The following is a 12,486-nucleotide window of genomic DNA, read 5'->3' as shown; positions in this document are numbered from 1 at the left end:
AATATCTATTTACAAATCTGTAATTTTACATATGGCTTTTACCAGAACTACAGAAGAGACATCAAAGTATGACCATTTAGAAGAAATGGGTGTACATGAATTACTTTCAAATATTAATAAGGAGGACAAAACCGTACCTGATGCGGTTGAAAAATCGCTCCCACAGATCGAAAATCTGGTAAAAAAGGTCATAAATCAGCTGGAAAATGGCGGCCGTCTGTTTTATATGGGAGCAGGAACCAGCGGTAGATTGGGGGTTGTAGATGCTTCAGAATGCCCGCCTACATTTGGAGTACCACATGACAAAGTTGTAGGTCTTATTGCGGGAGGCGATAAAGCGATTAGAAAAGCTGTAGAATTTGCCGAAGATAGCGAAGACCAAGGTTGGCAGGATCTGCTTGAGCACAATATAGGCTCTAACGATTTTGTGATAGGCATCGCAGCTTCGGGAACAACACCGTATGTTATTAGTGCTTTAAAAGCGTGTAATGAACAAGGAATTCCAACCGGTTGTATCACGTGCAATGCAGGGAGCCCGCTTTCGCTTGAAGCGAAATATCCTATAGAAGTAGTTGTAGGGCCAGAGTTTGTAACAGGCAGCAGCCGCATGAAAGCAGGAACAGCGCAAAAACTCGTTTTAAATATGATTTCTACTACGGCAATGATCAAACTAGGTCGTGTGCAGGGCAATAAAATGGTAGATATGCAATTAAGCAATCACAAATTAGTAGGTCGTGGCGCTCAAATGCTAATGGAAGCTCTGCATATAGAAGAAAGTGAGGCTCGTATTTTACTTAAAAAACACGGCAGCGTGAGAAATGCTATCAAAATTTACAAACATGGGCACTAACAAAGAACTACTGGCAAAGGGAGTGCGCACGATGGCGATGTCGCTATTCTTTATGTTTTTAGGACCCGGCATTATCTATCAGGCATTTAAGAACAAGGAACATCCTCTTTATTTAGCCGTTCTTATACTCGGGATTTTTGCCGCTGCTATGGCGATTTTTCTTGGTTTTAAGGGGATAAATAGAATTATGCAGTCTATGTTTGGAAAGAAATAATCTAACCTAAGTTTTATAAACTAAAAAAGCCTTTGCAATCGCAAAGGCTTTTTCTATATCTTAAGAAAGATGCTTATTTAGCAAATTTCTTGTATTTGTTCTTGAACTTATCAATACGACCAGCGGTATCTACTAGTTTAGATTTACCGGTATAGAAAGGATGAGATGTTCTGGATATCTCAAGTTTAATTAACGGATACTCCGCTCCTTCTACTTCAATAGTTTCTCTAGTATTAGCAGTTGACTTCGCCAAAAATACTTCTTCATTTGACATGTCTTTAAATGCTACTATTCTATAATTTTCTGGATGTATGTCTTTTTTCATCGTGCTATGCTTTAAATCCGCTCAATTTTTGAGGTGCAAATTTAGAAATAAAAACTTATATAACAAGCGACAAATATAAAAATTAATTTATTCATATAGAAAATCAATTAGAATACATCTGTAACGTTTTAGTATTTTTGTTAACTAACTAGCCTAACCAAAATTTTCTTAAAATGACAAATCAATATCCTACCGCAAAATTTGCTTTGCCTAATGGCGTTGTTCTTGGTGCCATACTTATTGTTATAGTTGTGATCATGTATGTTACAGGTATGCTCTATGAAGGGAAGCAATGGCCTATGTACCTGTTCTATCTTATCTTTCCACTTTTTATAGGTTATAGTATCTATACTTATCGCTCTAAAAATGGTGGCTTTCTAACTTTGGGACAAGCAATAAAAGTAGGTCTCGCAATTGCTGCAATTAGCGGACTTGTTTATGCAATCTATAATGCTATTTTTGCGTACATAATAGAACCAGACTTTGCAGACACCATGTTAGACGTTGCCCGTGAGAATATGGTAAAGCAAAATCCTAATATGACAGAAGATCAAATAGAGACCGGTATGGCCATTGCAAAGAAAATGAGCAATCCATTATTAGGAGGCGCTTTTTTCATCCTGCTTAGCATCTTTTTTGGCTTTATATACTCTCTTTTTTCAGGTTTAATATTTAAGCGTGAGAATCCGTATCAAGAATAAGCTTTTATGCAACTATCGGTAGTTATACCTTTACTTAACGAAAAAGAATCACTTACAGAATTACACCACTGGATTGCAGATGTTATGCAATCCAGTGGTTTTTCATATGAAATTCTATTTATAGACGATGGTAGTACAGACGGGTCCTGGGAAACTATTACTCAACTTATTAAAACCCATCACGAGGTAAAGGGCATAAAGTTTAATAGAAATTATGGCAAAAGTCAAGCGTTAAACGCCGGTTTTGCTGCTGTTTCTGGAGATGTTGTAATCACTATGGATGCAGATCTGCAGGACAGCCCTGATGAAATTCCAGAACTGTACTATCTCATAGTGAACGGTGGTCATGATGTTGTTTCAGGATGGAAAAAGAAAAGATATGACTCTGTACTCACAAAAAATCTACCTTCAAAGTTATTTAATGCGGCCGCTCGTAAAACAAGTGGTTTAAAATTACATGATTTTAATTGTGGTCTCAAAGCGTATCGTCTAGAAGTAGTAAAAAATATAGATGTCTATGGCGAGATGCACAGATACATCCCACTTCTGGCAAAAAATGCAGGTTTTTATAATATTACAGAAAAACCTGTTAAGCATCAGGCGCGTAAGTACGGTGAAACAAAATTTGGCGCAGACCGCTTTATTAAAGGTCTTCTAGATCTAATCACGATCTGGTTTATAACTTATTTTGCAAGACGCCCTATGCACCTCTTTGGTGCGCTTGGTTTTATCATGTTTATTATAGGTTTTGCCTTTGCCGGTTATCTGGGTATAGACAAGATTTTTATAAATCCGCGAGGACGTCTTATCACTGCCCGCCCTCAATTTTATCTGGCTCTTGTAAGTATGGTAATAGGCGTACAACTCTTTATTGCAGGCTTTCTGGGCGAATTGATTTTGCGATCTAAGCATGAAAAACAACGGTACTTAATTAGCTCAAAAAAGGGATTTTAGACTGTTTTAAACTAATAGTTAAAAACGTATTTTTACAAACTAAACCAACGTTATGATATATATAGAACCCGAAATACTTGATAAAGTAAACGCATGGCTTACTCCTGATTTTGACCAGAAAACACAGGAAAAAATAAAAGACATGATCGCAAATGATCCTGAAGGCGTTAAAGAAAGTTTTTATAAGAACCTGGAATTTGGCACCGGCGGTATGCGCGGCGTAATGGGTTTAGGTACTAACCGAATAAACAAATATACTTTAGGTAAAAATACACAAGGACTGGCTAAATATCTTAAGCAGGCTTTTCCTGATGAAGATATTAAAACGGCAATTGCATATGACTGCCGTAATAATAGTAAAGAGCTTGCAAAGGTTGTGGCAGATGTTTTTTCTGCAAATGGTATACAAGTATACTTATTCAGCAGCCTGCGCCCCACCCCTGAGTTAAGTTTCGCTGTAAAGCATCTTAATTGTCATTGTGGTATTGTACTTACAGCAAGTCACAACCCACCAGAATATAACGGTTACAAAGTATACTGGCAAGATGGTGGTCAATTAGTGCCACCTCAGGATAGTGAGATTATTAATGTGATTGAAAATCTTCAATATTCTGAGATCAACTTTTCGGCTAAAGAAGATTTGATCACTTATATTGATAAAGATGTTGATGAAGCATTTATAAATGCATCTTTAAAGAATGGAAGCTTTTCGCAGTTGAATGGAAAGCGAGATGATCTTACAATCGTGTTTACTCCGCTTCATGGTACTTCTGTCACTTTAGTACCAGACGTATTAGAAAAAGCAGGCTACAACAATGTACATATTGTTGAAGAACAGCGTGAGCCTAATGGCAATTTCCCTACAGTAAAATCTCCTAACCCTGAAGAACCTGAAGCCTTAAAAATGGCAATGGAGCTTGCAGAGAAAACTAATGCAGATATTGTAATAGGTACAGATCCTGACTGCGATAGATTAGGTATTGCAGTACGCAATAATGAGGGAGAAATGTTGCTTCTTAATGGAAATCAAACCATGATCGTCATGACAGATTTCTTGTTAAAGAACTACTTTGGGGCAAATGCTCATAAGAACAATGAATTTATCGCTTCAACTATAGTTTCAACTCCTATGATGGAGGTTCTGGCTAAATCATATGGCGTAGAATGCAAACTTGGTCTTACAGGTTTTAAATGGATCGCTAAGATGATAAAAGATTTTCCTGCCCAGCATTTCATTGGCGGTGGCGAGGAAAGTTTTGGTTATATGGTAGGTGATTTTGTAAGAGATAAAGATGCTGTTACCTCTACCCTTCTCGCTTGCGAAATTGCAACTTGGGCTAAGGCAAATGGTTCTTCATTTTATGAATTACTCCTTGATCTGTATGTAAAACACGGTTACTACAAAGAAGATCTTACATCGCTGGTAAAAAAAGGTATTTCTGGAGCTGAAGAAATTAAACAGACCATGATAGATCTTAGAGAGAACCCAATGACAAGCATAAATGGTGAGAAGGTTATTCAAATAGACGATTATCAAAACGCTAAATCTCTAAAAGTAGCAACAGGTAATTCTACAGATATTGATATGCCAAAGTCTAATGTTCTTGTATATCATACAGAAAAAGGTAGCCGCATTGCTGCACGACCAAGTGGTACCGAACCTAAAATTAAATTTTATATCAGCGTTAATGAAGAATTACCTTCTTTAGATAAATATGATAAGGTAGATAAAACGCTTAATGACAGAATAGCCGGAATACGTAAAGAGCTAGGTCTGTAAATACTACAACGGCCCTGAAGTCAATTTCGGGGCTTATTTTTTTCTATGAATTACTTTAAACAAATCCTTCAGTTTGCGAGGCCATATAAGCGCTACGCGATACTTAACGTTCTTTGCAACATTCTTTATGCTCTTTTTAGTACACTCTCTTTTCTGGCACTTATCCCGGTAATTGAGATCCTTTTTGATAAAAGCAAGCGCGTGGTAGCTGCTCCCGTTTGGGAAGGCTGGGCAGGAGCTAAAGATTATGCCGTTAATTATTTTTACTTTAATGTAAGTGAGCGCGTTGCAGATAATGAACTTTCGGCACTCGTATTCATCTGCATAATCGTAGTAATTCTTTTCTTCCTTAAAAACCTGTTTGGTTACCTGGCAACATTTTTTATTACCTATTTGCGTAATGGTGTGATGAGAGATGTGCGCGACGCCATTTATGATAAGCTTATTGAGCTACCCGTTGCCTATTTCTCAGAAAAGAGAAAAGGTGATACCATTTCACGAATCACAGCAGATGTTAATGAGGTAGAACGCTCTTTTCTTTCTATTCTGGAAATGGTAGTTAGAGAACCGCTCACGATCATTTTTACGATCATCGCTATGCTTATGATGAGCGCCAAGCTCACCCTTTTTGTTTTTGTATTTCTGCCCATATCAGGTTTTATCATTTCACGTATAGGGAAATCGCTAAAAAAACAGTCTAACCAGGCACAAGAAGAGAATGGTCACTTTCTTTCTATAGTAGAAGAAACCTTATCGAGTTTAAAGATTATTAAAGGTTTTAATGCAGAAAACAGCTTTCGCGAAAAATTTCAAACTTCTACAGAACGTTTAAAGAATATTCTAAATAGCCTTATTAACAGACAAAATATGGCTTCACCCACGAGTGAATTCCTGGGTATTTTTGTAATAGTCGTTATTCTGTGGTTTGGTGGTCAAATGGTTCTTGTTGAGCAATCTCTGGGTGCCGCAACCTTTATTGCGTTTTTAGGGCTTTCTTACCAGATTTTGACCCCTGCAAAGCAGATAAGTAAAGCAGCTTACAGTGTAAAAAAAGGAGATGCTGCCGCAGAACGTATTCTGGAAGTCATCAACACTCAGTCAACAATTACTGATAAAGAGAACGCTTTAGACAAGAAAGAATTTTCTCATAGCATCAATATTGAGAATATTTCGTTTAAATACGAAGATGAAAATGTTTTAAAGAACTTTAGCGTTACCGTACCTAAAGGAAAAACTGTTGCTCTTGTAGGGCAAAGCGGTAGCGGCAAAAGTACCATCGCAAATTTAATTACTCGCTTTTACGACGTTAATGAAGGTGCTATTGAGATAGATGGTAACAATATTAAGGATATTACTAAAAAGTCCCTGCGCGATCTTCTGGGGCTGGTAACCCAGGATTCTATATTATTTAATGACACCATCCGTAATAATGTGTTATTAGGTAAACCCAACTCAGGAGAAGAAGAAATAATTGATGCCTTAAAGATTGCTAACGCCTGGGAGTTTGTAAAAGATCTTCCACTTGGCTTAGACACAAACATAGGCGATAGCGGTAATAAATTGAGTGGAGGTCAAAAACAACGTATCTCTATTGCCAGAGCAGTTTTAAAGAATCCTCCAATCATGATTTTAGATGAGGCTACCTCTGCTCTCGATACAGAAAGTGAACGTCTGGTGCAAAAGGCTCTCGAGAATATGATGATGAATCGTACCTCTATTGTGATTGCTCACAGATTGTCTACAATACAAAACGCAGACCTTATTGTCGTAATGCAAAAGGGTGAAATTGTTGAGCAAGGTAAACATGACCAACTAATAGCCAAAGGCGGTACTTATCGCAAGCTTGTAGAAATGCAATCATTTGATTAACGATTCAAAAATCACAAAAATTCAAATAATATAAGTTGTAGTACTTTAGCTACAGCTGTAAATAAAAAAAGATGCTGCTAGGGGAGCAACATCTTTTTGTTTACCAAACAAAATACTAGGGGTAGGTATTCTGTTATTCTTGTTGTAATTGACTGACAGTTTGATTTGGGATGAAACGGCCAGTACTTTAATTATGGTTCAAATATAAAACGGATTTTTAAACCTCACAAGTTTTTTGTGTAATTAATCGTGAAATTGTGCACTTTATCGGAAATTAGATGAAATAGTATCACAAAACGTTAAAATAAGTTAATATACCCAATTCGAAAACGTTATAGTATTTAAATAAAAAATACAAGTTTTTAATTAATTCTACTCAATGCGCTTTTTAAGGATGAAGTGTTTTAAAAAAATGATAGTGAAAAGATAAATGGGGTTTAAAAAACAAAAGATGATACTTTCGCATCATCTTTGTTTAATCTTTGCATCTTGGGGCGGTAATACAAATTTGTTGTAGTTGAGTCAATTAAGACTTGGGTTTATTTTAAAAACGATCTTTTTTCGATTTGGGACAAAAAAGGATTGTATTTCTTATATCCTTGACCTAATGATTTGGGGTAAAAGGTCATTGGTTATTTTTATTGAAGCAAATATATGGGCTTTTCTATTACCAACCAAATATTTTGTGTAATTAATCGCTAATTTATGTATTTAAACGATAATTATATTTACTATTACGTTGTAATGTTAAAATAAGAAGCGCCTTTTAAACCGTTTCTAATAAATAATGTCAAACTTGTGGCCATCACAAATTCAATATTGTGCAATTGACCAGCAAAAAACCTGATGAATTAGTTTTTGAAGACCTTATAAGAGATTATAAGGAGAAACTCTATTGGCACATACGCAGAATGGTCATTTCTCATGACGATACAGACGATGTGTTACAAAATACGTTTATAAAGGTTTATAAGAATTTAGGTAATTTTAAAGGAGAGAGTCAGGTGTATACATGGCTTTATAGAATAGCGACTAATGAAACCATTACCTTTCTCAACAAAAGAGCAAAAACACTTAAGTTAAGTAACGAAAGCCTGCAGCAGAGTTTAGTAAGCAACCTGACAAGCGATCCATATTTTGATGGTGATGCTGCGCAGCTTAAACTTCAGGAAGCCATTAATCAATTACCGCCTAAGCAAAAGCAAGTCTTCATCATGAAATACTACGATGACTTACAGTATAACGAGATTGCTAAAATTTTAGATACTTCAGAAGGTGCTCTAAAAGCCAGTTATCATCATGCCGTAAAAAAAATAACGCAACATGTTCTTAATAATTAAACCTTTACTATAAAAAGAAGTCTATAGATTAATGAAAGAAAGCTGGAAAAATATTAAAAAGGAGGGGTACCAAGTTCCCTCAGGATATTTTGACGATTTTGAGAAAAATTTGAAAGAAGAAATTCTTTTGCAAACTATTCTTAAAAAAGATCAGGGTGGTTTTACTATCCCAGACGGCTATTTTGATAACCTGGATACACAAATTAATGCTCGCCTAAAACCAAAGAATAAGATATTCACTTTAGAAAAGAGCATAGCAATTGGCATAGTCATGAGTATTGCTGCCTTATTGGTTGTAGCACTTCTGGTTATAATTCCCGGTAGACGTATTTCAAATTTTGATGACCTCACATTTACTTCTATGGAAGAATATTTAAGTGAAGACGGTATTCAGGATTATATTTCTAATCAGGATCTTAACGAGATTGAGGCTTCCAGCTCCTTTATAGATAAGTCATCAGTATCAGACGATTTAATTTTTGAATATCTAGACAATACAATTATAGAAGACGACATTACTGATCAATAATTTATTTGATTTAAACAACCTATGAAAAATATAATTCTCATCATTTTCTTTCTAACAGCGATGACGACCTATAGTCAGGATAAAGATAAATATGAGCGTATTAAAGCGTTAAAGGTATCTTTTATCACAGAAGAACTTGAACTTACTCCGGCTGAGGCCGAAAAATTCTGGCCCATTTACAATTCGTATGATTCTAAAATGCACGATCTGCGTAAACGCGAAAGACGTCTCTTTCATGAAAAATATAACAGCGATGGTGTCAAGAACAAACTATCTGAAGATGATAGCAAAGAACTAATAGAAGAATATAATACCGTGCTTAATGAGCGTCATTCTCTGGAAAAACGTCTTATGGACGACCTCGTTAAAAAACTGCCTGCTTCTAAAATTGTTTTTTTACCTGAGGTAGAACGCCAGTTTGGTCAAAAGCTTTTTGAAGAGTATAAAAAGAGAAAAAATAAGAACGGTACAGAAGAAGATTAGTTTCTACTAAAATCTAATCTTGCAATTCGGTTCTTACCCGCTGCATAAGCCGTACTGTCATTGAGAAATCTAAAAGCATAGAATCCCTCCTTGCTTAAATTGGTCCATGTCTCGCCGCTGTCTTTGCTATAGTCAATTCCGGTAAAGCCGGAAGCTACAAGCTGCTCTCCCCCACTGTTTGGCACAAATTGCACACAGCTCTTATATCCCGGTTCATTACCATCTGCAACCAGCGTCCACGTTTTACCGCCATCCTGAGTGATGGCTTTATTACCGGTATTATTTTCTGGATCTGTATAATCGCCACCAATTATAAAACCGGTCATTTTATCATAAAAATCGATCGAATAGCCGCCAAAAGTAGCTTTATCCTTCACTAAAGGTGTATTAAATACTTCCCAGTTTTTGCCCTTATCAGGAGTGAAATAAACTCTTGAAGTACCTCCACCCGTAATTATCCAGGCTTTATTCCCGGCAGTCGCAATATTTGTGTTACTTGCAGCAAATGCGGCTTCGCCTTCCTTAATTTGAGGCAATTCATTGCAATCTAATTTCTTCCAGCTTTTGCCACCATCGCGAGTAATTATAATTGATAAACAATCTGATGTAGGATCTCCTATTGCTATTCCTTCTTTATCATTCCAGAATTTCATCGCATCATAAAAGATCTTTTCGTTTTCCTCTTCATAAACAAGTTCCATCCTTCCTGAGTCTCCTGTTTTATACAACAAAGCAGGGTTTTCAATACTCAACATATAAAAATCTGTTTGTGTATGTGCAGTGGCTCTAAAAGCCGGTGCTATACTATCTTTATAAAGTGTATTGGTATTCCAGACCTTTGTTGCTGGATTATAAAGACCAAACTTTCCATCAGTACCTGCAAATGCGAGGCTGCCGCCATCCATTATCTCAAGGGTTCTTATACTCACCGTATCCTCATAAATTGTTGTTATTTCAACATCTGTGAAAAATTTATTCTCTTCTTTAGTGGGTTTTTCTTGACAACTTGCCAGCAGCAAGAATCCCATAAAAACGATAAGCCTGTACATATTCTTTATTTTGCGTGAATATAAAACTATTCACCTACAAACCCGTACCTTTGCAGCCATTTTAAAACCAAATTCATGCGCTTACACCGTAATCTCGTTTTCGCCGTAGTTGATGGCTTGTTAGAAATATTTAACGAGGGAAGTTATGCCAGTAAAACGGTAGAAAAACAACTTAAAAGAGACAAACGCTGGGGATCGAGAGACCGTAGTTTTGTTGCTGAAACTATTTACGATATTGTACGATGGAAACGCCTATATGCAGGCATTGCAGAAGTTGGTGAGCCATTTGAGCGCAAAGATATCTGGAGGTTATTTGCTGTCTGGGCTACCTTACGCGGAATAACACTACCAGATTGGCCACAAATAGAACAAACACCTACCCGGCGCATAAAAGGGAAATTTGATGAACTTTCACAAACAAGGAAATACAGAGAATCTATACCAGACTGGTTAGATGAATTAGGTGAAAAAGAATTGGGTAAAAAGTGGGATGCAGAAATCGCTGCTCTTAATCAACAAGCACCGGTGGTTCTTCGTGTTAACCGTTTAAAAACTGACGTAGGCGCACTGCAAAAATCTCTTGCAGAAGAAGGTTTTGAAACAGAATCTATAAAAGGATATAAAGACGCTATTCAACTTAAAGAACGTGGGAATGTTTTCACAACCACTGCTTTTAAAGAAGGTTTTTTTGAAGTTCAGGATGCATCATCACAACTTGTAGCCCCATTACTTCAGGTTGAACCGGGAATGCGTGTTATTGATACTTGTGCAGGTGCCGGTGGTAAATCGCTACATCTTGCCGCTATGATGGATAACAAAGGGCAGATTATAGCTCTGGATATTTTTGGCAATAAATTAAAAGAACTTAAAAGACGTGCGCGTCGTGCCGGAGCTTTTAATATTGAGACCAGAACAATAGACTCTACTAAGGTCATTAAAAAATTATATAACTCGGCAGATCGTGTCCTTATTGATGCGCCATGTACAGGTCTTGGTGTGTTAAGCAGAAATCCAGATGCTAAATGGAAACTACAACCGGATTTTGTAGAAAGCATAAAAGTTAAACAACAAGAACTACTTCGCTCCTACTCAAAAATGGTTAAATCTGGCGGAAAACTGGTTTACGCTACCTGTTCTATTCTTCCTTCAGAAAATCAGGCACAGGTTAAAGAATTTTTAACTTCAGAAGAAGGAAAAGAGTTTAGTCTTGATCAACAAAAAGTTGTACTTTCAAGTGAGTCTGGATATGATGGTTTCTTTATGGCTCTTTTATCTAAAAAATAAAATTTCACTGTCCTAAAACTTCTCGCATGGTAAGACTTCTACTCCTTTTAATTTTCCTTCCGTTATCTATTTTGGCGCAGCAGCCATACTATGATGACGTAGATCTTTCAAAAAGTGGTGCTGCTTTAAAGCAAGAACTGGCGACTAAAATCACAGAAACGCACACCCATTTTCTTACATACACTCCGGGAATCTGGGAAGCAGATAAAGTTACAGATGTTGACCCCGAAAATCCTGATGAAGTTCTTCTGCTTTACGGCTATGAAGATCAAACTGATCAAGACCCAACAAATGACAGAACGAGAGATAAAAACAGAAATGGTGGTGATAATGGAGATTGGAACAGAGAACATACCTACGCTAAATCTTTAGGAACACCTAATTTAGGAAACGAAGGTCCCGGTTCTGATGCGCATCATTTACGCCCCAGCGACGTACAACGCAACGCCAATAGAGGTAACAGAAAATTTGCTGACGGTACCGGAAATTCTGGCACTGTAGGCACAAATTGGTATCCCGGTGATGAATGGAAAGGTGATGTAGCCAGAATGCTCATGTATATGTATCTGCGTTACGGCACACGCTGTCTACCCACAAACGTAGCCGTAGGAACAACCAATGCAGAAGATCCTGATATGGTCGATTTACTTTTAGAATGGAATGCAGAAGACCTTCCATCTGCAGTAGAAGATCAAAGAAATACCTATCACGACAGCGATGCAACATACGCACAGGGCAACCGTAATCCGTTTATAGACAATCCACATCTGGCAACAGAGATCTGGGGTGGTCCTGAAGCGCAAGACCGCTGGGACAATTTAGGTATTTTTGATACTGAAACAATTACCTTTTCGCTATATCCCAATCCCGCACATCATTTTGTAGAAATAAATACCACAGCACAACCAGAAAGCATCATCATTTATGATGTCACCGGTAAAGTTCTTGACACCTATAAATACCAAACATCTCTTGATCTAAGCTCTTACAAGACAGGTTTGTATTTTATTTCATTACAATCTCAGCAAAAAAGCAAAACAGTAAAGCTGCTCGTTAATTAATTTTTCAGTAGAAATCATTAAATTTGCGACTTCAATAGCGACACCCT

The 12,486-nt window shown here is 37.0% G+C and carries 13 protein-coding genes; 11 read left to right on the top strand and 2 right to left on the bottom strand.

The window, feature by feature from the left end:
• The first annotated feature begins 31 nt into the window (after window positions 1-31).
• Together murQ and ACH3PA_RS13945 are read left to right on the top strand one after the other, a co-directional pair.
• Window positions 32-850, top strand: coding sequence for an N-acetylmuramic acid 6-phosphate etherase (gene murQ, locus ACH3PA_RS13950; protein ID WP_416443133.1), 819 nt, complete (start codon window positions 32-34; stop codon window positions 848-850).
• On the top strand, window positions 840-1,064 hold the full coding sequence (locus ACH3PA_RS13945; protein ID WP_416443135.1) for a DUF6095 family protein: 225 nt from the start codon (window positions 840-842) through the stop codon (window positions 1,062-1,064). Before murQ ends, ACH3PA_RS13945 begins: the two co-directional genes overlap by 11 nt.
• Window positions 1,065-1,137: 73 nt before the next feature.
• On the opposite strand, the gene ACH3PA_RS13940 is transcribed toward ACH3PA_RS13945, so the two are convergent.
• On the bottom strand, window positions 1,138-1,389 hold the full coding sequence (locus tag ACH3PA_RS13940) for a type B 50S ribosomal protein L31 (RefSeq protein ID WP_416443137.1): 252 nt from the start codon (window positions 1,387-1,389) through the stop codon (window positions 1,138-1,140).
• Between the two features lie 173 nt (window positions 1,390-1,562).
• Between ACH3PA_RS13940 and ACH3PA_RS13935 the strand changes: the two genes are divergently transcribed.
• From ACH3PA_RS13935 to ACH3PA_RS13905, 7 genes are all read left to right on the top strand, one after another.
• Complete coding sequence (locus ACH3PA_RS13935; protein WP_416443139.1) at window positions 1,563-2,090, top strand: DUF4199 domain-containing protein; 528 nt, start codon at window positions 1,563-1,565, stop codon at window positions 2,088-2,090.
• Between the two features lie 6 nt (window positions 2,091-2,096).
• On the top strand, window positions 2,097-3,044 hold the full coding sequence (locus tag ACH3PA_RS13930) for a glycosyltransferase family 2 protein (protein ID WP_416443141.1): 948 nt from the start codon (window positions 2,097-2,099) through the stop codon (window positions 3,042-3,044).
• Between the two features lie 52 nt (window positions 3,045-3,096).
• Window positions 3,097-4,824 (top strand): phospho-sugar mutase, encoded by a 1,728-nt coding sequence (locus ACH3PA_RS13925; RefSeq protein ID WP_416443143.1) that lies wholly within the window; start codon window positions 3,097-3,099, stop codon window positions 4,822-4,824.
• 45 nt (window positions 4,825-4,869) lie between these two features.
• Window positions 4,870-6,693 (top strand): ABC transporter ATP-binding protein, encoded by a 1,824-nt coding sequence (locus ACH3PA_RS13920; RefSeq protein ID WP_416443145.1) that lies wholly within the window; start codon window positions 4,870-4,872, stop codon window positions 6,691-6,693.
• A gap of 821 nt (window positions 6,694-7,514) precedes the next feature.
• Window positions 7,515-8,033, top strand: coding sequence for an RNA polymerase sigma factor (locus ACH3PA_RS13915; RefSeq protein WP_416443147.1), 519 nt, complete (start codon window positions 7,515-7,517; stop codon window positions 8,031-8,033).
• Between the two features lie 31 nt (window positions 8,034-8,064).
• On the top strand, window positions 8,065-8,562 hold the full coding sequence (locus ACH3PA_RS13910) for a hypothetical protein (RefSeq protein WP_416443149.1): 498 nt from the start codon (window positions 8,065-8,067) through the stop codon (window positions 8,560-8,562).
• A 21-nt stretch (window positions 8,563-8,583) separates the two neighbouring features.
• Window positions 8,584-9,045, top strand: a complete 462-nt coding sequence (locus tag ACH3PA_RS13905; protein WP_416443151.1) for a sensor of ECF-type sigma factor — start codon at window positions 8,584-8,586, stop codon at window positions 9,043-9,045.
• On the opposite strand, the gene ACH3PA_RS13900 is transcribed toward ACH3PA_RS13905, so the two are convergent.
• Window positions 9,042-10,094, bottom strand: coding sequence for a WD40/YVTN/BNR-like repeat-containing protein (locus tag ACH3PA_RS13900; RefSeq protein ID WP_416443152.1), 1,053 nt, complete (start codon window positions 10,092-10,094; stop codon window positions 9,042-9,044). The two genes, ACH3PA_RS13905 and ACH3PA_RS13900, sit on opposite strands and share 4 nt — an antisense overlap.
• Window positions 10,095-10,169: 75 nt before the next feature.
• Here ACH3PA_RS13900 and ACH3PA_RS13895 point away from each other — a divergent pair, with 75 nt between their 5' ends.
• Together ACH3PA_RS13895 and ACH3PA_RS13890 are read left to right on the top strand one after the other, a co-directional pair.
• On the top strand, window positions 10,170-11,378 hold the full coding sequence (locus tag ACH3PA_RS13895) for an RsmB/NOP family class I SAM-dependent RNA methyltransferase (RefSeq protein WP_416443153.1): 1,209 nt from the start codon (window positions 10,170-10,172) through the stop codon (window positions 11,376-11,378).
• A gap of 26 nt (window positions 11,379-11,404) precedes the next feature.
• Entirely contained in the window at window positions 11,405-12,439 is a 1,035-nt protein-coding gene (locus ACH3PA_RS13890) for an endonuclease (protein ID WP_416443155.1), read from the top strand.
• Window positions 12,440-12,486 lie beyond the last annotated feature (47 nt).

Source organism: Leeuwenhoekiella sp. A2, assembly GCF_047946655.1.
GTDB lineage: Bacteria > Bacteroidota > Bacteroidia > Flavobacteriales > Flavobacteriaceae > Leeuwenhoekiella.
This window is presented reverse-complemented; position numbering and strand designations above follow the sequence as displayed.